This window comes from Sphingobacterium psychroaquaticum (assembly GCF_004421025.1).
GTDB lineage: Bacteria > Bacteroidota > Bacteroidia > Sphingobacteriales > Sphingobacteriaceae > Sphingobacterium > Sphingobacterium psychroaquaticum.
This window is the reverse complement of sequence record NZ_CP038029.1, coordinates 1,370,819-1,397,125: the sequence shown is the minus strand read 5'-3', so window position 1 is coordinate 1,397,125 and position 26,307 is coordinate 1,370,819. Positions and strand designations below refer to the sequence as shown.

The window sequence follows — 26,307 nt, the reverse complement described above, 5'->3', positions numbered from 1 at the left end:
AATATATCTGCTTTATTGCTATCTTTGCGGCTCCAAATAAATGACAATGAATCATCCTGTTAAGATTAAAAATGCTTTGGTGTCGGTTTACTACAAGGACAACCTAGCTCCCCTCGTTCAACTCCTAAACAAGTACGATGTTACTTTCTACTCTACAGGCGGTACGGAAGCTTTCATCCGTGAACAAGGTGTAGATGTTGTACCTGTTGAAGACCTTACTAGCTACCCATCTATCTTAGGTGGCCGTGTTAAGACCTTACACCCGAAAGTATTCGGTGGTATTTTGGCTCGCCGTCCGTTGGCTGGTGACCAAGAGCAATTGGCACAATACGAGATCCCTGAAATCGACTTAGTAATCGTTGATTTATATCCTTTTGAAGAAACTGTAGCATCAGGTGCAGCGGCACAAGATATTATCGAAAAAATCGATATCGGCGGTATTTCTTTGATTCGCGCCGCAGCAAAAAACTTCAATGATGTCGTAATCATCTCTTCAAAAAATGACTACACTGAATTAGAGCAAATTCTAGCTAGTCAAGAAGGACAGACGACATTAGAGCAGCGTAAAGAGTTTGCTAAACGTGCGTTCAATACATCGTCACACTACGATACAGCAATCTTCAACTACTTCAACCAAGAAAACCCACTTCCTGTCTTCAAACAGTCGGTACAACAAGCACAAACGCTTCGTTACGGTGAAAACCCGCACCAAAAAGGTGTTTTCTACGGTGATTTAGATGCGATGTTCGATAAATTGAACGGTAAAGAATTATCATACAACAACTTGGTAGACGTGGATGCAGCAGTTGCTATCATCGATGAGTTTACAGAGCCAACCTTTGCTATCTTAAAACACACGAATGCCTGTGGCGTGGCTTCACGACCAACCGTTAAACAAGCATGGATCGATGCTCTAGCTTGTGATCCTGTTTCCGCATTTGGTGGTGTATTGATTACGAATGGTGAAATCGACAAAGAAACAGCGGAAGAAATCAACAACTTGTTCTTTGAAGTTTTAATTGCTCCCTCATACAGTGCTGAAGCACTTGAAATACTAACGGCAAAGAAAAACCGTATCATCTTGGTACGTAAGGAAGTTGCTCTACCTACTGCGCAGTTCAAAACGTTATTAAACGGTGTTATCCTTCAAGATAAAGATAACACGGTTGAAGGTCCTGAATTGATGACCAGCGTAACGAACGTACAACCAACAGATGAACAACTAAAAGACTTATACTTTGCAAATAAAATTGTGAAGCATACAAAATCCAATACCATCGTTTTTGCTAAGAACGGTACATTAATCGCTTCAGGCGTCGGACAAACATCCCGTGTAGATGCGCTTAAGCAAGCGATTGAAAAAGCACATGCTTTTGGTTTCGATATCAAAGGTAGTGTTATGGCTTCTGATGCCTTCTTCCCATTCCCAGACTGTGTGGAAATTGCTGGAGAAGCAGGTGTAGTAGCGGTATTGCAACCTGGAGGTTCAATCAAGGATCAGTTATCAATCGATATGGCGAACGAAAAAGGCGTCGCGATGGTAACAACAGGTGTAAGACACTTTAAACACTAAAAAAAAGGGGCTAAAGCCCCTTTTTTGTTTTTAGTTCTGGTGGAGAGTACATAGTAGGAAGTAGAGCGTGCAGCTGCCGGATGCGCCCTCCTGTGGAAGTGCTATCGAAGGACAAACAGCATAGCGTGCCCTATCGCTACAAAAATCCCAAAAGCCAGTAGATCACTACAAAGCCTAAGAGAAAAAAGAGACATCTCTTCCCTACAGTTTTCGCGTCTCTTCCGCCCAATAGATCATTGAAAAATCTTTTCATTTTTACTTGTTAAGGGTGATCAGGTTATTCGACAACTTTTAAAATATCGCGCACCAAGAGCGTTCCTTCAAAATGAGCTTGGAGTTGTTTCCCATCGCCATGAACCGTCCATATCTCCCGAGGTTTCACGTGATTCACGTAAGAAAGGATATCCAACCAATCCACATGATCGGAGATGTACAATTCAATATCATTCTGTTGTTGCAATCGTGCCCAGCCTGAGGCAAAAGCCTTCAGCACATTCTTCGCCTTAAAATAACTATTAAAGGTTAAAGGAGGTACCAAATAGACCTTATTGGTCGGGCCTTCCTTCATCGCTTTTCTATTATACAACGTGTAGCGTAATTTCTGCGGACCAAGTTGATCATATAGTTTATGCACCGGATGCATCTTATGGTGCACCAACACCTCCAATTCTGGTAGATGTTGATTAATCAACGCCGTAATCCGTTGCGATTTTCCGAGCGTATAGCAGCCCAACATGATATTACTATGACGGTCCTTCAGCTTCAATATCTCTGTAACCGGATCCGGATGCTTAACCGCAGGATTAGCAAACGTAGACTCTGTAATCAATACATCTGCGGCCACCATCTCAATCGGCTCGCAAGTCGGATCTACTTGCAGTTTGTAATCTCCGGTATACAGGTAACGAACCCCTTGATAGGTCATTAAGATCTGCGCCGACCCCAAAATATGCCCCGCAGCATACAAAGTTACGGTTACATCGCCCAAAGAGAAGGCGGTTCCAAATGAAACCGTATGCAGGGTATCTTCTGGAAGTTTCGAAAATTTATTCCGCATAAAAGCGAAAGTCGCTTCGGTCGCCCACATCGCCTTATGCCCTGCGGTAGCATGGTCACCGTGCGCATGTGAAATAACATTGACCGCCACAGGCGCCATGGCATCCACATAAAAATTGCCATATCGACAATAGTAACCTATGGAGGTCTTGACTAAAAAATCTGCTAATATATTATTATCTGTCATTTGACGTTTTGTCATTTGTAGTTTTTAGATGATGGTTTGTTGTTTGTAGTACTTCCCACTCGACGTCATTGCGAGGAGCTCCTCGCGAAGCGGCAATCTACCTCTACGCTAGTGCGAGTCTGCCTGCGGTAGACAGGCTTGTAGCTCGTGCTTTGATCAAGCAAAATAGGACACGAGCTGAAAGCTCGCGCCAGCACGCCAACGTTTCCTGATGCCAGCAAACATCTAGCTCCCCTATGCACCTTCTTCTAAAAATCGTTTATGCAGTTCCAGCACTTGTGGCAACAGGGGTTGAACTCCATCATTTACAATAATGAAATCCGCGATCTCCCTCTTTTCGCTATCCGGTAATTGTTTACTGATACGTGCCAACACTTGTTCTCGTGTCGCGTTATCACGCTTCATAACACGCGCTATACGCTCCTCTTCGGGCGCTGTCACAAGAATCGTATAATCTAATTTCTTATACGAACCGCTCTCAAATAAAAGAGCTGCCTCTTTCAGTGAATACGGATATGTTTGTCGGTTAGACCATGCTTCGCCATGTGCAATGACCGCAGGGTGTACAATACTGTTCAGTCGTTGCAACTGGCGCTCGTCACCAAATACGACCGACGAAAGATAAGCACGGTTCAGCTGACCATCCGCAAAATAAACCGCTTCACCGAATGCCTGTTTCAAGTCTTCGCGAACCGTATCACTGGTTACCATAATATCCTTGGCTTCACGATCCGCGTCGTAAAAAGGGACGCCCAGTGCTTTAAATATTTCTGCTACATAGCTCTTTCCCGAACCGATGCCGCCTGTTATACCAACTTTCAACCCCATATTACTTTCGTACAAAAAAATCTATATTCTGTGGCTCTATGCTAATTATCTGACAATAATTGGGCACTTTCGTTATAATCACGGGCAGCGTTTTAACTTTATTCTCTTCCCAGTTCTCCATATCCACAATAGCTTCAAAGTCACGCGAAGTCCACTTATTATAATCTTTCAGGGAAACCAGGAAGGTGACCTTCACTTTGGTCGGTATAGTGCGCACCGTCGTATAGCGACCACCATTCTCCACCCGAATAGGGAGCTCCAATACCTTCTCTGTAATTTCTCCTACAGGGATCGTAATCTCCGAAAATGTAGGATAAATCGTGATATTATTCTTTTGATGTTTATTTAGGTAAGCAATCGTCCGTATATCCGAAGATACAGCCGTTCCACGGATCGTATCCGTCTCCAAATACTCAATATTTGCGACATCCTCCAATGGTCCCGTGACGGTCACATAATCTGGGTTCGCTTTGGTATCCCCAATGATACCATACTGTTTCTTAAACTGCATACTATAAAGGGCCCGCACAGGTACCTTTCGTTGTGTCTGCTTCGAGAAATCAAAAAACAGTGTATCTGGACTAACAGAAACAACTTGGTTGTCGGCCGGAAATTGTCGATTGATATAGCCCAACTGATTGGTAAAAACAATAAAACTTTTTGTCTTTAGTCCGCTGAGGTCCACCTGGACATGTGGTGTATCCGGGTACAGTTTTTTGAGGAAAATCTTCCATCCACTCATCTTCATCCGTACACTCACGGTATCCGATTGAAGGGGGTGAAAAGCCTTCTGTTCCGGAATATTCACATACGATATCCCCGCCTTAATCGTATACGTCTGTATGCTCGATATCGCAAAAAGCAGCCAAGCAAAAAAGGATATAACGATGCATCGCAAAAAAATTGCAAGCTTCCGTCGTTTTACTTTACTGATTCTCGGTTGAGCCATAAAAACAAAGTTAACATTTAGCCGTATTAAACACAAAAGCCATTCGTAATCACGGACTACGAATGGCTTTCCTTTTAGACCTAAATCGATATAAACCAGATTAGGCCTTCATCTACACCCCGTCTATAGCGACGGTGTTTCATGTTAAGCATCTTTTTTCACCGTATCGGTATTCGCAGCTTTAGAAGCGTCCAAAGCAATCGCAGTCTTGTCGAAACGCAATTTAACGCCCGAACCAACGTCTACCAAAAACGTAGTTTCGCTCACTTCTACAATACGTCCGTGGATACCTGCAGTCGTTACGACTTTAGAGTTAACACCTAATTCTTCGATATATTTCTTGTGATCTTTTTGTTTCTTCATCTGCGGTCTGATCATAAAGAAGTAGAATACTACGATAATCAGCACCATAGGTAAGAAACTCATCAATCCGCCCCCTGCTGGAGCCGCTTGCAATAAGATTGTTGTCATCATATTTAAAAGTAAAAATTAAAAAGTCAAAATTATAAAATAAAGACTCAAAAAGTCAAAATTAAAAGTAAAGTGTTAAAAAACCACTTACTTTGCCAATACTTCACCTTTCAACTGCACCGTCGTCACCCCATTTGTAGCATTCGACACCACCGTCACAATTTTCTGTTGTTTACCGACCTGTCCGTTGCTATCAAAGCTTACTTTAATCTCCCCTTTCTTACCAGGCAATATTGGAGTCTGTGTATACGAAGGTGTGGTACATCCACATGATGCCGATACTTGCGAGAGAATAACGGGTGCTTCACCGGTATTTTCAAAGGCGTAAATATGTTCTACAATTTCCCCTTCTTTCACGGTTCCAAAATCGAATACAGGCGATTCAAACTCCACCTTTCCGGTGGATGCTTTTGCTGTTTGAGCCGGATCCACCAAAGCGCTATCCGTTGCTGCATTCTCTCCCGTGGCGTTGCTCGTACTGTTTCCACAAGAAACACCCAACATAGCTACCGCCACCATTAAACTCCATCCAAATATCTTGTTCATGTTATTAATCTTTTAGTCCTCTACCAGCTTTCTGAATGCGCCCTTGTCCCATTAATTCGGCAAGGATCTTGTCCAGAATACCATTGATAAAGGTATTACTCTTCGATGTACTAAATGCTTTTGATAATTCAATATACTCGTTAATCGTCACTTTAACAGGAATGCTCGAAAAATTGATTAACTCACAGATGGCCATGCGCATTAACAAATTATCGATCAATGCGATACGATCCGATTCCCAATTCTTCGTCTTTACAGAAATCATCTCCTGATACTCCGCTTCATAGCGGATTGTCTTCTTCAGTAATTCACTGACAAACTCACTATCTTCATCCCAATTAGGCGTCAGATCTGCCAATTTGTTTTGTACTGGATTTTCGCTGCTGAAGTTTTTAAAAGTTTTTGCAATCATCGCTTGCAATACTTCTTTATCCACCGGCCAGTTGATAAAGCGAGCTTCAAAAGCCTGCTCAATATCAGCTGATTTCAAGATGATCTTTTTGAAAATATATTTGATAATATCTTTCTCAGCACCGATCGAACGATCTTCCTGTTTCAGATAGACTAAATACTCTTCAGACTCCTTCAGTTGTGCAAAAATAGCACGTACAATCTCCGGGTCATAGGACCAATCAACCTTGTACTTCTTAACACACTCCAAGTATGTTCTATTTTGTCTCAGTGACTCAATAAAACTATTACTATTCAATTTTGTGGTGTACACTTTATCCTTCTCCGTCGGAAGAAATTTATTAGCTCTCCCCTCAGCATCAAGAAGCACGTACTCAGCAACTTCATCCAGCAGATTAAGCGTCCAGACGTACATCTGGTTCACCTCATCGATACTCGTGAACAGCGCTTTTTCGAAATCCTTTACTTGCTTATCCTCGGATAAACTGTACGCATAAAGCGTTTGCATTACTTTCACCCGGAGGTGTCTTCTGTTAAGCATAATTTAATTTAAAGAACGATTGTATATAAATAAGAACGTATTATACTTTTTTTATTGTTTTTTTATCTTTTTAACTTCTTGATGTCAAAGATACGTTTTTCTGCCAATTGTTTAGCGGCATCGAAGGTAGTAATGTTATCTTCTTTTGATTTTTGTATCACGTGGCGCGTTGCATTGTATATATTTTTCACCAATGCATCAGTGCGATCGTTGCCATACCCTTCTAATTCAGAGAAACAGCTAATCAACGCACCCGAGTTAATTAAGAAGTCCGGTGTATATAGAATATCGTGCTCCTTCAACAATTTGTTCGTCAATTCTTCATCCTTCAACTGATTGTTTGCTGAACCCGCAATAATCTTACAACGCATACGTGGTACGGTTTCCGGATTCACCGTTCCGCCCAACGCACATGGCGCATATACATCTGCATCCAGCTCGAAACTTGTCGCATAGGTAATTGGCTCCGCCTTATATTGCGCTGCAATTTTCATCTTGCGCTCTTCCGTCATATCCGATACGTATACGCGTGCATTCTCCGCACGAAGCATACTCACCAACTGCTCACCGATACTACCCAATCCCTGCACAGCAACCTTACGACCCGCTAAGCTATCATCCCCATAAAGTTCCTTGATCGCGGCTTTTATTCCATAGAACACGCCACGTGCTGCAAAAACAGTCGTATCGCCACCACCGTTCAATGAAGCTGGCAAGCCCGCTACATAGTTGGTTTCAGAAAGCATATATTCCAAATCTTTCTGCGTGGTGCCCATATCGGTTGCCGCAATGAAATTACCGTTCAAACCTTGCACAAACTGTCCAAAACGACGCATCAACACTTCCGTTTTATCGGTACGGTGATTCCCCATAATAATCGCACTTCCGCCGCCTAAATTTAGACCCGCCAAAGAAGACTTATAGGTGATGGCTTGCGAAAGTCTCAAGGCATCATCAATGGCATCTGATAGCGACTCGTAAGGCAACATCCGTACGCCCCCGATAGCAGGGCCCAAGGTGGTGTCGTGAATAGCAACAATTGCCTGCAAGCCTACGGCCTGATCTTGACAAAAAAACAGATTCTGATGACCTGAAAGGCTCATCTGATCGAAGATAGAAGATTGCTTTATTTCCATAACATTAAAAAATGCCAGTTTTTCTAAAAATATTAGGGCAAAATTAGGAAATTTTTCTGTCACCGCTTTATTATTGACAAGAATTACAACATTTGAAAAGCAATGTCATTTTTTATACATTTTTTCTATAAGTAGCCCATATCGTTTAAAATTTCATTCTTACGTTTTGCGCTGTAAAACAAATTATCAGCCCTATTTGTAGTCCCTATAGGTCTATTTATCCACCGGTTCTTATATTGCATATACAGTCAAATTTATCTAAGTTTGTCATTGATGAAAGAGTTAGCATATCTTAATAAATACTTCTATAAATATCGCTGGCAGGTAATCCCTGGCGTCCTATTTGTTATCATATCTAACTACTTCGGTATCCTTCCCGCGAAGGTAATCCGGGAGGCCTTCGATTTGGTGAAAGAAAACATAGACCTATACCGTCTATACGATGGCTTTGAGCGGCAGGATCTGGTGTACAAAGTTTTTGGCAGCAGCTTGTTGTTTTTTGGTGTGGTCGTCCTTGTTTTGGCCTTGCTACGCGGCATATTCCTTTTCTTTATGCGGCAAACCTTAATCTTGACCTCACGACACATTGAGTACGACCTTAAGAACGAAATTTATGCACACTACCAAGCACTAGATTTTGCTTTCTTCCGTCGCAATAATACGGGGGATATGATGAACCGAGCAACCGAAGATGTCAACCAAGTACGAAACTACCTTGGGCCAGCAATTATGTATGCCATAAACACGGTGGTACTATCGATCATGATTATTTATGCCATGTACGATGTCAATCCCAAGCTAGCCACCTATTCGTTGCTCCCCATCCCAATCTTATCGGTCGTTATCCTTTATGTCAACAAAATCATTAATATCCGTAGTGAGAAAATACAACGACAGCTATCGACCCTTTCTTCATTCGTACAGGAAACATTTTCAGGCATCCGTGTCATAAAAACGTATGCCCGTGAGGAAGAGAAAATGGGGGTATTTGCCGATGAAAGTAACTATTATAATAAGGTATCTCTTGATCTCGTCCGCATACAAGCTATCTTCTTTCCGCTTATTATCTTTTTAGTGGGCTTCAGTACCATTATTACGGTTTATGTAGGCGGTATTGAAGTAAATAATGGGACCATTACCGCTGGTAATATCGCGGAGTTTATCTTGTATGTGAATCAACTTACCTTTCCAGCGATGTCACTGGCTTGGGTAACATCCTTATTTCAGCGAGCAGCAGCTTCACAAAAGCGGATCAATGAGTTCCTAAAAACAGAACCTGAGATTATAGACGGTCAATCTGAAGTCGTCCTGCATGGTAACATCGAAGTCAAAGACCTACACTTCACCTACCCCGATACGGGTATCAAAGCCATCGATGGCCTCTCCTTTACCATTGCCAAAGGAAAGACATTAGCTATTATTGGTCGCACAGGCTCTGGAAAGTCAACCCTCGCAAACCTCTTACTTCGTATGTATGATGCCGATAAAGGCAGCATACAATATGATGGTACTGCCATTGAGAAATTAAAAATTAGTAGTTTACGTTCACAGATTGGCTTTGTGCCGCAGCAGGTATTTTTATTTTCGGATACCATCGCGAAGAATATTGCCTTTGGCCTAGATAATGTAGACATGCCACGCATTGAAAAGGCAGCCAAAGATGCCGCTGTTTACGATAACGTCGTTGGTTTTGAGGAAGGTTTCCAAACCCATATTGGGGAGCGCGGAATTACGCTCTCCGGCGGACAGAAGCAACGGATATCAATTGCACGTGCATTGGTTAAGGATCCTGAAATCCTGATTTTTGATGATTGTTTATCGGCGGTTGACACCAAGACGGAGGAGGAAATCCTCCATAATCTGAGCTTGATCATGAAAGATAAGACGACTATCTTTATTGCACACCGAATCTCCACCATTAAAAATGCGGACCATATTTTAGTACTGGATCAAGGACGTATCATCGAACAAGGTACGCACGACCAGCTGATGGAACAAGGCGGGGAATACTTTGAACTCCATGAAAAGCAGTTATTGGAAACGGTTTAGGGAGTAGTTGGCTAGCTGATAGAGTGTAGTTGGTAGAGTATAGTTGGTGGTTTATAGAGAATAGTTGGTAGAGTGTAGTTGATAGAGTATAGTTGGTAGAGTGTAGTTGATAGAGTATAGTTGGTAGAGTGTAGTTGATAGAGTATAGTTGGTAGAGTGTAGTTGGTGGGTGATAGAGTCAGGGGTAATGTAGAGACACAAGATCTTGTGTCTTTTTTGTTGGATCTAGCCGTCAATAGTTTAAAGTCTGCGTTTTTAGCCTAACCTGTCATGTTGAGCCTGTCGAAACATTGACGTAGCAATCGTGGAAGCCATGACGAGTACATCACCTAGATAGTTCGTAGATCTCTCCAAAGTCGAGATGACGATATAGTTCCCAAACATCTACCAACCTTGAACTATGAACTGCAAAATTTAGCTGTGCTGAGCCCTTCGGGGTTTGTGGCTCTACAATGAACAATCAACTATAAACAACGAACTACCAACCTTGAACTATGAGCTGCAAAATTTAGCTGCACTGAGCCCTTCGGGGTTTGTGGCTCTACAATGAACAATCAACTATAAACAACGAACTACCAACCTTGAACTATGAACTGCAAAATTTAGCTGCGCTGAGCCCTTCGGGGTTTGTGGCTCTACAATGAACAATCAACTATAAACAACGATCTACCAACTATAAACTACTTTAATAGATTGACATATTCCTTCGGACTAATATGGTACACGGTCTTAAAAACCTCACCGAAGTGAGCAGCGTTGGCGAAGCCAAATGCATCCGCAACTTCCGTAATATTATTCCCGCCTTTTTCAAGCATATCCTTCGCTGCAGCGAGTTTATTTGTCAGGTAAAATGAGTGTGGGCTCTGTGAGGTCACTTTTTTAAAGAGATGCTTAAACTTGGTTGCCGACATACATGCTGTTTCCGCTAAAACATCAATCCCAGGAAAAGCACCTTTTAGGGACATAACCAGCTGCATCTGTGCCGAAAAAATCGCGTCGATATCACCTTTAGTGACCTTATCGATCTTTATCTTCACTTCCTTCAGCTGTTCAATATATTCTGCAATGAGTTGATAAACGGTACCGCAACAGAAATAACGGTACAAATCGCCGTAAACAGGTTTTTTACGCAATTCATTCAAGAGCCACCAGCTCTTATTCGTCATTCGGTCATTTCGAATAACCGTATTAAATTTAGGATTAAAGATCGTGGAAAGAATATCTTCATGCCCGTCCATCTTTGAAAGATACGGCACATACGCTTCTTTTTTAATAAAGATGGATAGCACAAAAGCAGCACTTCCTTTTTTTACTACATATTCCCCATTAATAGCACTATCCAAGATCGCCAAGTTGTAGGTTTCTCTGCCCACCACGTTTGCGCGATTATTCAAATAATACAGGCCTGGATCTTCCGATAAATTATAATGTATCTCAATAAAATCTGATCGGGTATTCTTAAACTTAAAATGAATATCCTCCTTATAGATCGCATCGCAGACTAAGAAACTAATATTAGGATCTATTTGGTAAGCAAACCGAGTTCCTTCAAATAAAGTCGAACCTACCATGATATTATTACCATGAATATCAGCTTCCAATTGTGCCGCATAATTAGGCACCCAATCCAGCTCCACGCCAAAACCTATCGTCAACTGTTTCATGCAGAAATCCCTTCGTTACTTTAGTACATTATAATCGTATACTAATATAACTTTTTTCGTAATTACTTTTCGAAAAACAAAATAAAAATAACCATCGAGAGCATGCATAATAGCATAATCACACTCAAGCGGTTGAGTAAATACTGTTTAGAGCGCATAACAAATTAATTATAAATTATTTAATTTATAGTTAACAATGGTTATGACAAAATGTTTTGTCATAGTAAATTATTTTTCGTGCACAAAAGTGCGGTAGATATAGGGTATGCGATTCCTATGCGCTCAATATTTGTTGATTTTCAAGATGTGACTTTAACCAATTAACAACCGTTCTCTTGTTCGATATCCGATACTTAAACAGCACCTCCCCAATTAGGCAACCATCCTCTACAATATCTTTGATTACCTGTGTTTTCACAGCGTCATCATATCGCTTTCTTTTGCTAACTTTTTCTTCCGCCATCTAAATTTTATTTTCCTTTATCCAATACCCATTGATTATTCATGCGCAGTAAAGTTTGTGCGCCTTTGCCCTCAACTTTCCGTGGAAAGTGACTAAATTCAGGTCTCTTCTTAAGATCCCTTTTTAACAGTTTAAACATAGCTTTCACGTCTTCTTGTTTAAGTTTAACACAGGTACTAAAGCTGTTCTTGCTCATGCATTTTGTACGCACCCATTCGCCCATGAATCGGAGATACGTAAATTGATTTTTAAGCTTATTATCGACCGTACAGAAAATAATTACATCGTTGATGACATCCACCCCAAACTCACTGTAAGAGCATCCCAAATCCGACGAAAACACGAAAGCCATATACTCCCCATCAATCTTTGAAACACGCATCACGTAATATAAAACACTCTCCGACCTCGCTTCCAATTGCAAAAGACTGAGGTCTTCTACATTTTTCATCATCATCAAGTAATCCATATTATTCAGACGTCTGAAAACTACTGTACCTTTGCTTTTTCGCGCAATGGTACTGCCGCCGTAGACGGCTGAATTTGATCTTTTAACGTCAAATTCGTTTTCTTGTAGTTTGCTGATTAAATCTGTATATAATATTTCCATAACTCTCTTATACAAAGAAAGAGAAATCCCGACCAAGAGAAAGCCACGATAAGCCAAAAAAATATAACAATAAGACCGAATTTAAACCAAAGGTTAATCGTGTAGTTTAATTTTTCCTCCGAATAAAGACGTCACTTGGTTTGACATCAAACGTTCGTTTATAGAGGTTTGCGAAGTGCCCAGGCTTGTTGTAACCCAGCTCGTAGGCCACTTCATTCACGTTTTTGTACGTTCCACTCAAAAGCATCGCCTCTGCAAGCCTTAACTTTTCGTTAACAAAAAACTGATTTGGAGAAACACCGGTCGCGTTTTTAAAAACGGACTTGTATTTGGAGACCGACATATTGGTCATATTAGCAAGGAAGGCTAATCCCGGAAATACGTCGAGTAAATTTTTAAGTAAATAATCTGTGGTGACTTCAATTTCTTTAAGGTCATGAATTGAAATCTTGTGGAGCACCGAACTCATGTCCTTACCACGTTCCACCAAGTAATAGAGCAGATGCAAGGCTACCCCTTTGAGCTTCGCATCAAATGCAATATCATACATGCTCTTGCGCTTGAGTTCATTGATCAACAAGACACTCTTGCTATCGATATGTCCGTAGTAATAAACGGCCTGCCCAGAGGCCTGCAAAATCCAGTTACTGATTTCGGAATCACCACTTTCCTTGGCGAGTGATATCAGGAGCTCTTTCGAAATCATCAAACGAATGGTGTATACATCGGCATCGATTGGCGTAACGACCTCACTCCCCTGGCTCCCATTGATAAGCGCCATGTTTAAGCGGGCACTAAAGCCCATCTTATTGGTTACTCCAGCGACCACATAGGTGGGGGCATCTTTGCTCAGGTCGAAATAAGCAATATACATATCATCGTCTTCGACCTCTCTTCTGTTGATGAAAAGCTGCTCTTTCAGGGTCATATCTAAAACCAATACTGAAAGGCCCGGCATAACTGGCGTAAAATAGCTACCCCCTTCCCCTACCTCTGGCGGAATAATAATCATCTTGTCATCGACCAGTTCCCATCCTGGACCTTTAACAAACTCATATTGCCACTCCGGGCCAAAAGTATATGTATGGTTTAATTTAATCATATTACGTATGCATTAGCATGCCCAACCATTAAACGTCCCATGATCCTTAACACCAATAAATTGAACAAAAGAAAATTAAGAAAAAAAAAGTATTATTTACCTATAGCTGAAAAGATATTTTTCTGCAATAAAATATCTTTTCAGCTCGTAGACTCATTTTAGAATGCGAGTATTTCAACCTCCGTCCGTCGGTTCTCTTGATGTTCATCATCAGAACATACAACACCATCGGCACAGCGATTCACCAGGCGGCTCTCTCCATATCCCTTGCCAATCAAACGATCTCGGGCGATCCCTCGACTAACCAGGTAATCGACCGCAGCATGTGCGCGGCGTTCAGAAAGTTTCAAGTTGTAAAGTTCAGCTCCGCGGCTATCCGTATGACTCGATAATTCAATCACCAATGACGGGTTATCACGCATCGTGCGTGCCAGCTGGTTCAGCACGATCGCAGCATCAGCCCGAATCGTGAAATCATTAAAATCGTAAAAAATATTCTCCAGCACGAATTTCTCGCCCACCCGGCTTATAGGCTGTAAGTGCAACACCGTCCGAAGGACCGTATCTTGCTCTGGTATAGTCTTTTTAATAAAAAGCGAATCCATATGAAAGCCCATTCCTTCCGCCACGATACTGTATGTTTTATTTTCTTCTAATCTAAACGAAAAAGCTCCCTTTGGATCCGTTTGCGTCCGTCCAATCATCTGTCCATTTTCGTCAAACAAAGTCACCGAAGCACTGGTCACCGCACTGTTATCCTTTTTACTATACACCCACCCTTCATGCTTCATTTTCACTTCCGCACTATGCTGTTCAAAGGCATATATATCGTCCGCTCCAGCACCCGACTTCCGATTCGAAGAAAGGTATCCTGCCGTTTCACGTTGCGTATCTTTCACCAGTGCGAAGGCGAAATCATCGGACGCCGAATTTACTGGAAAACGCATGTTTTCACGTTCTGAAAAACTGGAACGCTGCCCTTTTGCGCGAAAAATATCCAGTCCGCCCATCCCCACAAATCCATTACTCGAATAATAGAGATAGTCGCCATGTACGGTTGGAAAAACTTCATCACCGGCCGAATTAATCATGGATCCTGCATTCTGCGGTTTCCCCCAAACACCATCAGCCCCCAGCACACTGTACCATATATCCACTCCTCCATATCCGCCCGGCATATCCGACGCGTAATACAGTGTCTCTCCGTCCGCCGTTAATGCGGCATGCCCTAGCGAATAAGCCTTCACATTGTTATATGGAAAATTCATTTCCACCCAACTCCCTGCAATCTTTTTATAGATTTTAAGCTCCAGATTGTGTTTATGGAAACGGTATCCATTTGAACGGTTTCGCTCGGTCTTCTCGCCGGAATATGTTCGGGTCAGGTAAAAAACATCCTCTGCAGCATTGCAGACCACCGGCCCCACGTGGTATTCCGACTGATTAAAGTCCTCCGTAAGTTGTGCCGCATTCGTTAACTTCCCATCAGATGTTGTCCGATCTGCTCTAAAAATCCGCATAAAAGATTGTCCCGTAGTGGCATCTCGTTTAACGTCTCCAACCTGAGGCTCTCCGACATACAAAGCTCCACCTTTTATCGGGAACAAGGCAAACTCAGACAATCCCGTATTGATGTATCGCTCATTGCGCACCACATGCGCCGTTGGCTTAGCCATCCAACGCATAGCTGAATCGGCACCCTCCATGGCTAAGGTCGTTCGCGCGGAAGAACCAAATTTGTTCGCATATCGCGTATACTGTTGCTTAGCTTCTTTATACTTCCCGTTCTGCTTCAATACATCGGCATAATTCCACAGGTTTACCTGCTTCAATTTCTTGTCTTCTAACACCCGGGTATACCAGTTTTCCGCCAGGTCATAAGCCTGTAGCTTATAATAGCATTCCGCCAGTTTTTCCATATCCGAAAAACTGGGCTTCTTTACATCCACCAACCGTTCGTAAAGTTCTACCGCATGGGCGTATTCATATTTGTTAAAAAACTGTGTGGCTCGTTTTCTAAGGTTAGGCTGTTCCTGCGCGTGCAGCTGTATTCCTGAAAAAGCGATCAGCAGCATACAAGTGACTAAGTGACTTATTTTCGTATTCATCATCGATAAAGAGTATATATTTTTAAGAGAGATTCACCGCCTTATCGGACAGCACTAAAAATAACGTGGGTTTGAAATACGCTTGAACGACTGTCCCAATGTTACACCAAGGGTCACTTCGTGCGTGCCGCTTTGCAAACCTTTCATCTTACCCAGCATCATATCATACGAATACCCGATCCGAATCTTATCCGTCGCATAAAACTGCGCCAAAGCTGTTATCGCATTCACAGAAGATAACTTCTCCGCAGATTTATCAAAATAGGTACGCTTGAAAACACGAGCACGTGTGCGGTAACCTCCTCCAATCCAAAACTTATCATTAAAAACAAACATGGCATTTAGGTCCAGCGATGTCGGTCCTTTAAAATCATCCTTCACTAACAAGCTCGGGCGCAGAAATACACCTTCTTCTAACTCAAACAGCGCACCTGTAATAAAATAAGCACTTACATTACGATACAAGCTCGCTAGGGAATTCTCATTGAATCGGAATTCTTTGTTATCGGTCGACGAAGCAAATAGATCCTGCACAGCAACGCCAGCATACCACTTCGCGTTGTAGTAATAAATACCCAGTCGGATATCTGGTTTCCAGTTACTGATTTTACCTGCTGGAATAACCACATCCTCCGTATCCTCGGCCCGTAGCTTATTACCGTCCAACCCATACTGGGTTAACCCCACACCAACACCCAAAGCAATACGCTCGGTGTTATCCTCATCCAATTGTAAGCGAAGCGCATAGTTTCCAAAAATAGAAGTCGCCGACTGGGCTCCTAGGCGATCTACAGCCACCTGCAACCCCACACCATGCCGCTGATCTATAGGATCCACCACCCCATCGATAGAGATCGTTCCTGTTTTCGGAGCACCTTCCCAACCTGTCCACTGGCTGCGTAGCGCCATTTGCCCAAACCACTCCTCTTTATACCCCGCATAGGCTGGATTCACACTGATCGCATTAAAGACATACTGTGTTAATTGTATGCTCTGTTGCCCATAAGACTTAGTGCCCAATAGCAGCAGTAAGCTCACAGCAACATATCTCAAATTACCTTTCATCTTATATTGAATTTATTGTTTTCTCGACCGATCTTTCTGTGTCGCATTCACTGTCGCCGTATGCAAACTTCTGTTCAGACAGCGGAACCACAGATCAATAAACCATGAACATCTTAGTGTACATAGCTTTAAGGCTGCAAAGCTATTATCTTATCTACCCAACAGAGACCATAATAAGCTTGGAAGCAAACACAAAAGGACGGAAAGCAGATTTACCTAGTCCACCAAAAACCGTATCTTTGCCCATCAATTTTTGGGATATGGATCATTTTTCTACGTTTATAGCACAAGTGCAACAAAGCTTGCAGGCAAAGACCTTCGTAAAACTATCGTTGGGTAATTACAAAGGTTCCGAGTACGAGCTGAAGAATATTTATGTCAAAGCAGTTTTGATCAAACGAGAATTAAAACTATCGTTTACCTATCGCTACAAGACGCGCGATATCACCAAGAACTACAGCATAGCTGAAGGTATAGCGGCAGTGGAAAGCCAGCTTGATGCCTCGGGCTTCCGGGCAGCCACACTCTTCACCACGGAGGAAAACCTCAGCGCACAGTTCAGTAATAAAGGAGATTGGTTTACCAAACGGGAAAAACCAACCCAGCTGAAAGCAGAAAGCCACAGCCACGATAAGGAAAAGAGCCGCAAGCTTCAAGCCACCGGCAAGACCTACCTACAAGCGTTGCGGCTGACAGATGCGGAAGGAAATGTATTCAAGAATGCACAAGACAAGTGGAAGCAGATCAACCATTATATTGAACTGTTAAGCAGCATGCTCAAGGAGCTTCCGAGTGAGCGCCCCTTACAGGTTGTCGATATGGGGGCGGGCAAAGGATACCTTACGTTTGCGCTATACGATTACCTTCGCCATGAACTGAACAAAGAGGCTTCGGTCATCGGGGTAGAATACCGAGACGATTTAGTGACGCTCTGTAACCAGATTGCGGCCGACTCGAGCTTTACCAAACTTTCGTTTGTGCAAGGCACGATAGAAGACTACCAGCCTGTAGGCGCTATTGATGTCTTGATTGCGCTGCATGCCTGCGATACCGCTACCGACGATGCCATTTTCAAAGGGATACAACATGGAGCCGAGCTGATTGTTGTGGCGCCGTGTTGCCATAAACAGATCCGTCGGGAGATGGAAGCCTCCAAAAAACAAAATGAGCTCGACTTTCTCTTGCAGCATGGCATCTTCTTGGAGCGTCAGGCAGAGATGGTGACCGATGGCTTGCGGGCCTTAATCCTCGAATATCACGGGTATCAAACCAAGGTTTTCCAGTTTGTATCCGATGCACATACACCAAAGAATGTCCTCGTTGTAGGCGTTAAAAAGACCATAACACCGGAACGTCAGCAAGAGATCCGCGAAAAGATCCGTACCAACAAATCGTTCTTCGGCATCGGATACCACCACTTGGAGCGGTTAACAGGCTTGGAAGGGTAAGACGAAATAAAAAGATAGTAAAATCCTTATACATACAAAAAAAGAAGGTGCCTTTTAGGACACCTTCTTTTTTTGTTTAATCAACAAGATTAATCAGCTTAATCTGGATATATTCAGACTCTTTTTCTGATACAAATTGATTAAAGGCAATCTTATCGTCTTTCCTGGAAAAAACCGGAACACCAACGATCTTCAAATCCGTAACGGAATTAGACGTTAACTTCTCGAGTTTCTTCGACTTCAGCGAAAACACATATACGTTATTATTCGCTACAAAAGTAATTTTATCGCCTTGATAACTGATATTGATTGGAGAGGAAATGGAAAAATCAAAACGTGATATATACGTCAACTCCCCAGTAGACACCTCACATTGTACCAATTGATTTTGTCCTTTATCATCCTTTGCCAATGCATACACAAAACTTCCATCCGGAGAAGCACGTAACCAGTGCCTCAAATCTGAGAGCCCTTTGACCGTCCGTGACAACCGATGTTGTCGAACCCCATTAGGCACACGTGGCCGCTCTCCTTCGCGACCTACCGCAGCCGCATCCTTTCGAATCATTTCAGGATCGATACCTACGGTATAAATCTCTGTTATGGTCTCTCCTTTTTCATTTCTTGTATTTCCCTGAAAAGCTATCGTAGACTGCCCACTGCCTCCTAACCAGCATTCATCAAATGCCTTCGAGATTTCATCCGACCCCCACTTTGGTTCTCGCACCACATCACTCACAATCGCCGAATAATAGGTGCCATTATTATTCCCGTTAGAAACGGGAACAACAATCTCCTTGTCCGCCGGAATCATCACGCCAACAACACGCAAATCAGGGTCTACAAACTCATCATTGTAGGTAAAACTGATCAACTGTCCATCGTTACTCCAACAGTGCGAATGTGTACCACCACGCAACGATCCAGGCTCATACGGACTTACCACATCCCGGGCATCCATATGTATGCCGTGCATGGGCTTATCTGTATGAATGGCCAAGCCAAAACGCCTGGTCATATCATAAGGTTTCACCGCGTCAGCATCATACAACCCGTGAATAAATAACACCGTATTTTCTTTCGGACTAAACGAGGCCGCACCTACACCAGGCCCATAGACTGTTTGATTATTCGTTTTATACAACATTCTCTCCTCACCCGTCTTCACATGAACCATGCCTATGGTTGATGTTTCACCGATTTTGGTATCATCATTACGACCATCAAAAACAATCCATTCATCATCAGGAGAAAAAATACTATTATGGTGAATCGTGTGACCTCCCGCCGATTGGGTCAAAGCGACAACCTGAACTTCATTCATACAACTTGTAAAACAAAAAGGTAAAAAACTAACTAATAAACATCGTGATAAAAGGTTCATTTCTGAAATGAATTAGTGAATCTACAGTTTTCTAAATCCTTCTATCCGATGGAACGTTAAGAAATTGGCATCGTGGTTATTTTTCGCATCAACCTGACCATCATTATACGCTGTTCTACATAAAACAATCATATCGTTCCCCTCAAATAACCAATCGACATATTGAAACCCATGGTTCACCACATCCTTATGCTCTAAAATCACCTGTACATCCTCCCAATTTTTCAAATCCTTCGATTTACGAAGCATCAACACATTTCTATAGCTCGCCGGGTTCGTGCGTTTTGGATCAACATGTCTATAACGCTCAGGAATTGAGTTGGTCAATGTATAGTAGTACCCGCTTTCCGCATCATGCTTAATAACAAACTTCTTACTTCCACCATCAAATGGGATAAACCCGTTAACCGGATCAAAGCTCAGCTCCTTACCGTCACCAGAAATTTTCACCATAGCAGCTTTCTCATCTAACGTCGTCTTATCATCCACACGAAGCATATTCCATAGCTGCTTATCTGGACCTACGACAAAATTTCCCTCAAGCCAACCTGTAAAATTTCCATTAAGATAACTTTTATCAAAAAACAAGGTGGTACTCGTCTGCCATGATTTCGCATTCATCAAGTCTGCATCCACAGCTGCCGACATCACCATAGCACCGTAACGCTCTCCCCATTTTAACACAGGGCCATGCGCCGTCTCCATCGGTCGCCACAGCCGGCCATTGTGTTCAATGACAGGCATCGGAGCACAGTGAAATTCGCCGGTCAATATGACCCCATTCTCTTTATTGGTTGGCTTGCTCCAAGACTTTCCGCCGTCAAGAGATTTACGGATAAGCACGGTACCGTGATGCCTATCTGGCCCCAAGAGATACAGCGCCCCGTTATGCACAAACAAAGAACTCCAGAAAGCACCATTGATTTCACTCACCTTCTTCCAGCTGCGTCCCTTATTCTTCGACCTATAAACTGTCGTTACCGCCTGTTGCCATTCGGAACTCTGTGGACCAAAAAAATCGTGAGACGCCACATAATCACCATTCGGCAATATCACCAAGCTGGGAGAACCTATATACTTTTGCGTGCTCGCAGGCTGATAATGCACTACCGTACCCGGCACGTGAGAGAATTGTTGTGAAAAACCGTCTTTAAAAGCCAGTAAAAGGACGATGCACATAAAAAAATATCTTTTCATAATATAACTAGTTTTATAATTTTCTAATATCAAGCTCCTAAAAACCTGTATTTTGTTTAATCTGAGCATCAGAATCAATAACGACCTGCGGTATAGGATACACCACATGGTGCGCGCTCGCATTCTTTCCTCTTCGCACCGCATCTGAGATAAACTTACCCATCCGGATCATATCCATCCGGCGATGCCCTTCGTTATAAAACTCATGCCCGCGTTCCGCCAAAATTCGATCCCTGAACATATCCTTACTGGTCACCACAACACTCGTTAGATCAGATAATCCAGCCCGCTTACGGACCAAATTCAGGTAATCAAAGGCCACTTGGTTCGGATACTGTAGCTCATTGAGCGCCTCCGCATACGAAAGATAAATATCAGATAATCTGATTTCCGGAATATCGTTACCATGCGCCGCACCGACATGATTTTGATCCGGCCAGTACTTGAACGATCGCACATTGTCTGTTCCCAACAAGTTTACCGTCTGATCCGCATTATTGATATAACTCGTAATCATCAAGTTCTTTCGCTTATCGTTTGCCTCAAAGGAATTATAGAATTCATCATAAATCCTAAACTCATTTGGCCAATTCAGCCAGCTCGACTTAAACGTAAGTCCGATTTGGGGTGCCGATTTAAAATTCTCCGGGAAGGAAACATTACTCCAGCTATTGGCTGTAGCTCGATCAGACGAAGCAATAGCAGGCCTCACCCAAATATACTCCTTATTGTTTTCGTTTTCTACCTTAAACAAATCTTTATACTCCCCAAATAAGGTAAAGTTGAAATTCTTGATAAATTCAGCGGATGTATCCGCAGCCTTTTGCCATTGCTTCGTATTAAGGTAAAACTTGACCAAATAACCTTGAGCAGCGGCCTTATGCGCCCTATATTTTTCTTTTTCTGCACCAGGATTAGGTAGATCCGCAACCGCAACCTTCAATTCGCTTTCAATAAAACTTGTCATCACCTCGTCCGTCGCCCGAGGTAAACTTAAAGCTTCGTCCGTTGAAGTACGTAAGGGAACTGGGCCAAAGAAGAAATACAACTTGTAATAAGAGATCGCTCTCAAGAAACGAGCTTCAGCCGCATATAATTTCCGCTCCTCATCAGAAAGATTAGAAGCCGCGATATTTTCCAAAACGATATTAGCATTCCGAACGCACTGATACGGCGAATCCCAATTCTGGATCAAAAAATCCATAGTAGGATCCCAGTTGAAGTCTCTGAAATTTCGGATCGTAGCTTCCACATTATCGCCACTTTGATATAATACATCCGTCGCGAACTCCTGTGGCCCTAACACGTATATCGAATTATTACTATTCATATTGGCAGCTTTAGCATAGCCTTCATAGAGGACAGAAGTCAACCCTTCTTTAGTCTTTAGGTAATTCGTAGGAGATAATTGAGAATATACTTCTTCCTTCAAAAAATCATTGCACGATTGAACACTACATGCTCCGCCCAACAGAGCAAGATATAATAGGGATTTATTTAAAATCTTCATAACTATAAGTTTAAATTTATACCAAACATAAATGTACGCGCCGTTGGATAAGCATTCCAATCGATTCTAGCTCCGCTTCCATTTGGATTAATCGAAGGATCATAGCCCGTATAATCGGTGATAATAGCGAGATTCTGACCGACTACATACAGGTTGATCCCTTTTACATATTTCGTATTTTGAAGCGGAATCGTATACCCCAACTTCACCGTATTCAACCGAACATAACTTGCATCTTCAACCGTATACGAATTAACCTCTTTCTTACCTTGTTTTAACGGGTTTACAAAAGAAGGATATACCGTCGAAGGGTTGTCCGCAGTCCATCGGTTAAGCATTGGGTCTGCTAGTCTGTTTCGTTTTAAGTTTGCTGGAAAATACGTATCCACCAAATTATTATTCAGCATATTAACACCAAACACCCCATCGATGAAGATATTTAAATTGAAGCCCTTATAGTCAAAATTATTCGTTAGCGATGCCGTATACTTTGGAAAAGAGTTTCCGATTACCACGCGATCATCGGCGTTCACAATCATATCACCGTTGATGTCTCTATATTTGAAATCACCCGCTACCACCGGATCTTTAGTTACCGAAAAATCATCATTTTTCTGCCATATACCATCGATCTCATAGCCGTAAAAAGAATACATCGGCTGTCCCACCTTGATAATGGATACATTCGACGTTCCTCCCGCAGAACCATTGTAAATAATTGTATTCGTCCCTAGGTCTTTCACTAGATTTTTTAACCACGCAAAATTCCAAGTCGTTTCCCAACTAAACGCACCTTCTATGTTTCGGGTATTCATCAAAAACTCAATACCCGAATTTCGTACCGCTCCCACGTTGGTCATCATCGTGGAGAAACCAGTCGTGCGCGGTACCGCCAGATTTAGCAACATATCCTTTGTATCTTTATAAAACACATCGATGCTACCGGATATTCTATTTTTCAGGAACCCATAATCCAAACCAAAATTCAACTGTTCTGAGGTTTCCCATTTCAGATTGGGGTTCGCAATACGGCTAGGCGTCGTAGTACTAACCTGTGCGTTTCCGATCACCGCTTTCTGCCCTCCACCATAAGTAGACATGGATTGGTAGTTTCCAATTTCTTGATTACCGGTTCTTCCCCAGCTGGTTCTCAGTTTCAGGGTATTAAAGAAGTCCAACTGCTTGATAAATTCCTCTTCCTCCAGCTTCCATCCAAAGGCAAAAGAGGGGAACACGCCATAGCGATTGTTCGCTCCAAATCGAGATGAACCATCAATACGCAGCGATGCCGTAAACAAATACTTATCGTATAAATTATAGTTGGCACGCCCGAGGTAAGACAAAAGGCTGTTTCGTGTGCGGCCACTGGTGACAATAAATTTGGTCGGATCCGCAAGCCCCATATTATTGGTTCCTGTAGCATCCGAAGAGAAGCCACTACCTTGAGAAGAAGAAGAGACATCATTAAACTGTTGGCCGGTAATACCCACCAAAAAATTCAAGTCATGCATATCCAATCTCTTCTTATACCCGAGTGTAAACTCACCGAGATAGCTGGTGCTTGTTCCCTGTAAAATACTAGCGACCCCCCCATTCGCGCGTCCTTCGATCGTTTGCCGATCTACGTAGGTATCGCGGCGTTGATTCGAAATATCGGCTCCAACATTTAGCTTCGCCGTAAAATCCTCGAGAAATTTCATTTCACCGTAGATCGTGCCCAGCGTGCGATACAGATTTGATTGCGATGTTTTCCCATTCGCGATTGCTAAGGGATTATCTATATTCATATCCGGAGATAGTTTATAGGTTCCATCGGCATTATAAATCGGTAAGGTTGGATCATAGGCAATAGCCGCATAGATAATACCTGCTCGCTCATTCAAATCCATACCATTGGCGACATAATTATCTTTGATATAGGAACTCGTAATATTGGTCCCCAATTTAAAGTTACCTGCCGTATGTTCAAGATTTACACGTGCACTGTACCGCTTATTGTCCGAATTAATCAATAAGCCATCCTGCCCAAAATAGTTAAGCGACGTATGGTACTTTGTATTTTCATTGCCCCCTGAAAATGAAAGATTATGGTTCTGTATCGGTGCATTTTTGGAATACATATGAGCTAGCCAATCTGTTCCCTCCGTGATATCACCAATACGCTGGCTGGCCGTTCCCTCTCCGGCATCAATTAAGCCATTGATCACATCTTTGTACTGTCGGGTTGACAGTATCTTAATGTCACGCTGTACATTTTGCACACCGTAATACGCATCATAATTTACGTTCAAACCGCCAGACTTTCCTTTTTTCGTGGTGATAAGCACTACTCCATTTGCGCCCCTAGAACCATAAATCGCCGTAGCAGAAGCATCTTTCAACACCTCAATGGACGCAATATCATCCGGGTTTATGGCATTCAGTGGATTTCTAGCCGATTTCATCCCTGTGAAATTCGCTCCCGTTCCCCCTACTGTTGCAGAATTATCGATGGGAAATCCATCCACAACATACAAAGGCGAATTACCCGCGTTCACCGATCCGACGCCACGCACATTCACCGAAATACCACCTCCCGGCTCCCCACTGCTTTGCACCACCTGCACCCCCGATACCTTACCTGCGATCAACTGCTCCGGTGAAATATTTGCACCTTTATTAAAGTCCTTCTCATTCAGACTGCTAACACTCCCCGTTATGTCTGATTTTTTAGAAGTACCATAACCAATTACCACAACCTCCTCCAGTGCACTTTCCTGTGCAACAAGAAGCACATCGTAATGCGTGCGACCATCCAAACGGATGCGTTGCGATTGATAACCGACGTAACTTACATCGATTGTCGTATTACCCGAGGAAATACTAAATCGTCCTTGCCCATCCGAATTAGTCTTCCCTCCTTTATCGCCTACTATTGTAGCGCCGATAACAACACTACCGGTAGCTTGGTCTTTGACCAGTCCGGTAATCTGTTGCTGTGCTTTCCCCTGGTAAGCTACCAGGGCGAGCACAAACAGAATCAAAATTTTAAGTTTGTTTATCATAACTATACTTTTATAAGTGGTTTATCATTCTATTGGAAAATTTTCATTTTTAATGTATCATATCTATCTTTTAGTTCATTAAGTTTAATTTTTGTTTCTTCATCTAACGGTTCAATATCAGTTCGTCTGCATGTGGTTCCCATCCAACTGTATGTACCTTGGAGGTAGTATTTTGCGGACGCAGGATAGGCATAATGCATAACATCCATATTGTCGATAAAAAACTGCTGTACCTCGTCCACCTTATCTTGCTGTACATCGTCGTTAAAGTTATTGCACAACCACACAACCAACTCCGGAAAATAATTTCCTTGAATACAGGACAGCCCTCTTGATCCGGCCTTCAATGTAGCAACGGCATGCGCCATGTATGCATCATACAAACCAAAATCAGCGACGTCCGCCGTTACTTCATTTTTTTTCTGAACGTTTGCTAGATTTAGGGAAGTATCCTTATGATAGGTAATGCGCCCCGTATACACCAGTTCGCCGAGAAACGTCGGATCGATGACCCGTTTGTAAGGCACAGGACATTCATAAAATCCTAAAGGAACATCATCTGTTAAAGCCAATAATTGCTTCACATTCGACCTGAAGACTTCTTCACTATCGTGCTCGCTGGCCAGCAGACTGGTGATCACAATTACTGCCTGGATTCCTGTCGCATAAATTTCCTTTACAAATGCAGCCTGTTGTTCTATCGCCCCAGGGAAAGTACCTGTCGCTACGATTGGCACTCTGCCGTTCACCTTTTGTACAATAAAGGATACCGACTCCACCATCTCCTGCTTAGAAAGCTCGAACATTTCGCTCGATAGGCAATTCGCAAACAAGCCCTTTGCACCCGCTTCTAAATAGAATTCGATAAGATATTCCAGCGCCCCGTAGTCTATAGTCTTATCCTCACAAAAGGGCATAAGCATCACGGGAATAAATTCTTTATTATTCCTAATCATAGTATTTTA

Annotated in this window: 21 protein-coding genes; 3 read left to right on the top strand and 18 right to left on the bottom strand. The window is 42.6% G+C overall.

Annotated elements, in window-relative coordinates:
- The first annotated feature begins 46 nt into the window (after positions 1–46).
- Complete coding sequence (purH, locus tag E2P86_RS05760) at positions 47–1,573, top strand: bifunctional phosphoribosylaminoimidazolecarboxamide formyltransferase/IMP cyclohydrolase (RefSeq protein WP_134431474.1); 1,527 nt, start codon at positions 47–49, stop codon at positions 1,571–1,573.
- 277 nt (positions 1,574–1,850) lie between these two features.
- Here the strand turns inward: purH and E2P86_RS05755 are convergent, their stop codons facing one another.
- The 7 genes from E2P86_RS05755 to E2P86_RS05725 all read right to left on the bottom strand — a co-directional run bounded on the left by E2P86_RS05755 (position 1,851) and on the right by E2P86_RS05725 (position 7,698).
- Positions 1,851–2,831: an MBL fold metallo-hydrolase RNA specificity domain-containing protein gene (locus E2P86_RS05755; RefSeq protein WP_234991279.1), complete on the bottom strand. Its 981-nt coding sequence runs from the start codon at positions 2,829–2,831 to the stop codon at positions 1,851–1,853.
- Between the two features lie 219 nt (positions 2,832–3,050).
- Entirely contained in the window at positions 3,051–3,644 is a 594-nt protein-coding gene (gene coaE, locus E2P86_RS05750) for a dephospho-CoA kinase (protein ID WP_085473928.1), read from the bottom strand.
- A gap of 1 nt (position 3,645) precedes the next feature.
- A complete protein-coding gene (locus E2P86_RS05745; RefSeq protein WP_085473927.1) occupies positions 3,646–4,593 on the bottom strand; it encodes a CdaR family protein in 948 nt (315 codons plus the stop codon).
- Between the two features lie 144 nt (positions 4,594–4,737).
- On the bottom strand, positions 4,738–5,067 hold the full coding sequence (yajC, locus tag E2P86_RS05740) for a preprotein translocase subunit YajC (protein ID WP_085473926.1): 330 nt from the start codon (positions 5,065–5,067) through the stop codon (positions 4,738–4,740).
- 84 nt (positions 5,068–5,151) lie between these two features.
- Positions 5,152–5,610, bottom strand: a complete 459-nt coding sequence (locus tag E2P86_RS05735; protein WP_134431471.1) for a DUF1573 domain-containing protein — start codon at positions 5,608–5,610, stop codon at positions 5,152–5,154.
- Positions 5,611–5,614: 4 nt separating this feature from the next.
- Positions 5,615–6,562 carry a transcription antitermination factor NusB gene (gene nusB / locus E2P86_RS05730; protein WP_166785156.1) on the bottom strand — a complete coding sequence of 316 codons (948 nt, stop codon included), beginning with the start codon at positions 6,560–6,562 and terminating at the stop codon, positions 5,615–5,617.
- A 62-nt stretch (positions 6,563–6,624) separates the two neighbouring features.
- Positions 6,625–7,698 (bottom strand): Glu/Leu/Phe/Val family dehydrogenase, encoded by a 1,074-nt coding sequence (locus tag E2P86_RS05725; RefSeq protein ID WP_085473957.1) that lies wholly within the window; start codon positions 7,696–7,698, stop codon positions 6,625–6,627.
- 273 nt (positions 7,699–7,971) lie between these two features.
- On the opposite strand from E2P86_RS05725, the gene E2P86_RS05720 reads away from it, so the two are divergent.
- On the top strand, positions 7,972–9,747 hold the full coding sequence (locus E2P86_RS05720; RefSeq protein ID WP_085473924.1) for an ABC transporter ATP-binding protein: 1,776 nt from the start codon (positions 7,972–7,974) through the stop codon (positions 9,745–9,747).
- A 680-nt stretch (positions 9,748–10,427) separates the two neighbouring features.
- Here the strand turns inward: E2P86_RS05720 and E2P86_RS05715 are convergent.
- The 6 genes from E2P86_RS05715 to E2P86_RS05690 form a co-directional block, all read right to left on the bottom strand.
- The gene (locus tag E2P86_RS05715; protein WP_085473923.1) at positions 10,428–11,411 is read right to left on the bottom strand and encodes a helix-turn-helix domain-containing protein; all 984 of its coding nucleotides are present in this window, start codon (positions 11,409–11,411) and stop codon (positions 10,428–10,430) included.
- Positions 11,412–11,685: 274 nt separating this feature from the next.
- Complete coding sequence (locus E2P86_RS05710) at positions 11,686–11,874, bottom strand: hypothetical protein (protein WP_085473922.1); 189 nt, start codon at positions 11,872–11,874, stop codon at positions 11,686–11,688.
- Between the two features lie 7 nt (positions 11,875–11,881).
- Positions 11,882–12,484, bottom strand: coding sequence for a hypothetical protein (locus tag E2P86_RS05705; protein ID WP_134431469.1), 603 nt, complete (start codon positions 12,482–12,484; stop codon positions 11,882–11,884).
- A gap of 106 nt (positions 12,485–12,590) precedes the next feature.
- Positions 12,591–13,586: a helix-turn-helix domain-containing protein gene (locus tag E2P86_RS05700; protein WP_085473920.1), complete on the bottom strand. Its 996-nt coding sequence runs from the start codon at positions 13,584–13,586 to the stop codon at positions 12,591–12,593.
- Positions 13,587–13,744: 158 nt separating this feature from the next.
- Positions 13,745–15,697, bottom strand: coding sequence for an OmpA family protein (locus tag E2P86_RS05695; protein WP_134431466.1), 1,953 nt, complete (start codon positions 15,695–15,697; stop codon positions 13,745–13,747).
- 51 nt (positions 15,698–15,748) lie between these two features.
- The gene (locus E2P86_RS05690; RefSeq protein ID WP_134431462.1) at positions 15,749–16,759 is read right to left on the bottom strand and encodes a PorP/SprF family type IX secretion system membrane protein; all 1,011 of its coding nucleotides are present in this window, start codon (positions 16,757–16,759) and stop codon (positions 15,749–15,751) included.
- Between the two features lie 104 nt (positions 16,760–16,863).
- On the opposite strand from E2P86_RS05690, the gene E2P86_RS05685 reads away from it, so the two are divergent.
- Entirely contained in the window at positions 16,864–18,207 is a 1,344-nt protein-coding gene (locus E2P86_RS05685) for a class I SAM-dependent methyltransferase (protein WP_240775579.1), read from the top strand.
- A 76-nt stretch (positions 18,208–18,283) separates the two neighbouring features.
- On the opposite strand, the gene E2P86_RS05680 is transcribed toward E2P86_RS05685, so the two are convergent.
- The 5 genes from E2P86_RS05680 to E2P86_RS05660 form a co-directional block, all read right to left on the bottom strand.
- Complete coding sequence (locus E2P86_RS05680) at positions 18,284–19,531, bottom strand: DUF3748 domain-containing protein (protein ID WP_134431459.1); 1,248 nt, start codon at positions 19,529–19,531, stop codon at positions 18,284–18,286.
- A gap of 81 nt (positions 19,532–19,612) precedes the next feature.
- The gene (locus tag E2P86_RS05675) at positions 19,613–20,788 is read right to left on the bottom strand and encodes a sialidase family protein (protein WP_206367994.1); all 1,176 of its coding nucleotides are present in this window, start codon (positions 20,786–20,788) and stop codon (positions 19,613–19,615) included.
- Positions 20,789–20,825: 37 nt separating this feature from the next.
- Positions 20,826–22,298 carry a RagB/SusD family nutrient uptake outer membrane protein gene (locus E2P86_RS05670; protein ID WP_085473916.1) on the bottom strand — a complete coding sequence of 491 codons (1,473 nt, stop codon included), beginning with the start codon at positions 22,296–22,298 and terminating at the stop codon, positions 20,826–20,828.
- A gap of 2 nt (positions 22,299–22,300) precedes the next feature.
- On the bottom strand, positions 22,301–25,342 hold the full coding sequence (locus E2P86_RS05665; RefSeq protein ID WP_134431456.1) for a SusC/RagA family TonB-linked outer membrane protein: 3,042 nt from the start codon (positions 25,340–25,342) through the stop codon (positions 22,301–22,303).
- A gap of 29 nt (positions 25,343–25,371) precedes the next feature.
- Positions 25,372–26,298: a dihydrodipicolinate synthase family protein gene (locus E2P86_RS05660; protein ID WP_134431453.1), complete on the bottom strand. Its 927-nt coding sequence runs from the start codon at positions 26,296–26,298 to the stop codon at positions 25,372–25,374.
- Between the last annotated feature and the right edge of the window lie 9 nt (positions 26,299–26,307).

Excerpts from the sequence above, each read along its gene's own strand:
- purH (WP_134431474.1), top strand. The coding sequence starts at position 47 with ATGAATCATCCTGTTAAGATTAAAAATGCTTTGGTGTCGGTTTACTAC.
- E2P86_RS05755 (WP_234991279.1), bottom strand. The coding sequence starts at position 2,831 with ATGACAAAACGTCAAATGACAGATAATAATATATTAGCAGATTTTTTA.
- coaE (WP_085473928.1), bottom strand. The coding sequence starts at position 3,644 with ATGGGGTTGAAAGTTGGTATAACAGGCGGCATCGGTTCGGGAAAGAGC.
- E2P86_RS05745 (WP_085473927.1), bottom strand. The coding sequence starts at position 4,593 with ATGGCTCAACCGAGAATCAGTAAAGTAAAACGACGGAAGCTTGCAATT.
- yajC (WP_085473926.1), bottom strand. The coding sequence starts at position 5,067 with ATGATGACAACAATCTTATTGCAAGCGGCTCCAGCAGGGGGCGGATTG.
- E2P86_RS05735 (WP_134431471.1), bottom strand. The coding sequence starts at position 5,610 with ATGAACAAGATATTTGGATGGAGTTTAATGGTGGCGGTAGCTATGTTG.
- nusB (WP_166785156.1), bottom strand. The coding sequence starts at position 6,562 with ATGCTTAACAGAAGACACCTCCGGGTGAAAGTAATGCAAACGCTTTAT.
- E2P86_RS05725 (WP_085473957.1), bottom strand. The coding sequence starts at position 7,698 with ATGGAAATAAAGCAATCTTCTATCTTCGATCAGATGAGCCTTTCAGGT.
- E2P86_RS05720 (WP_085473924.1), top strand. The coding sequence starts at position 7,972 with ATGAAAGAGTTAGCATATCTTAATAAATACTTCTATAAATATCGCTGG.
- E2P86_RS05715 (WP_085473923.1), bottom strand. The coding sequence starts at position 11,411 with ATGAAACAGTTGACGATAGGTTTTGGCGTGGAGCTGGATTGGGTGCCT.
- E2P86_RS05710 (WP_085473922.1), bottom strand. The coding sequence starts at position 11,874 with ATGGCGGAAGAAAAAGTTAGCAAAAGAAAGCGATATGATGACGCTGTG.
- E2P86_RS05705 (WP_134431469.1), bottom strand. The coding sequence starts at position 12,484 with ATGGAAATATTATATACAGATTTAATCAGCAAACTACAAGAAAACGAA.
- E2P86_RS05700 (WP_085473920.1), bottom strand. The coding sequence starts at position 13,586 with ATGATTAAATTAAACCATACATATACTTTTGGCCCGGAGTGGCAATAT.
- E2P86_RS05695 (WP_134431466.1), bottom strand. The coding sequence starts at position 15,697 with ATGATGAATACGAAAATAAGTCACTTAGTCACTTGTATGCTGCTGATC.
- E2P86_RS05690 (WP_134431462.1), bottom strand. The coding sequence starts at position 16,759 with ATGAAAGGTAATTTGAGATATGTTGCTGTGAGCTTACTGCTGCTATTG.
- E2P86_RS05685 (WP_240775579.1), top strand. The coding sequence starts at position 16,864 with ATGAACATCTTAGTGTACATAGCTTTAAGGCTGCAAAGCTATTATCTT.
- E2P86_RS05680 (WP_134431459.1), bottom strand. The coding sequence starts at position 19,531 with ATGAATGAAGTTCAGGTTGTCGCTTTGACCCAATCGGCGGGAGGTCAC.
- E2P86_RS05675 (WP_206367994.1), bottom strand. The coding sequence starts at position 20,788 with ATGAAAAGATATTTTTTTATGTGCATCGTCCTTTTACTGGCTTTTAAA.
- E2P86_RS05670 (WP_085473916.1), bottom strand. The coding sequence starts at position 22,298 with ATGAAGATTTTAAATAAATCCCTATTATATCTTGCTCTGTTGGGCGGA.
- E2P86_RS05665 (WP_134431456.1), bottom strand. The coding sequence starts at position 25,342 with ATGATAAACAAACTTAAAATTTTGATTCTGTTTGTGCTCGCCCTGGTA.
- E2P86_RS05660 (WP_134431453.1), bottom strand. The coding sequence starts at position 26,298 with ATGATTAGGAATAATAAAGAATTTATTCCCGTGATGCTTATGCCCTTT.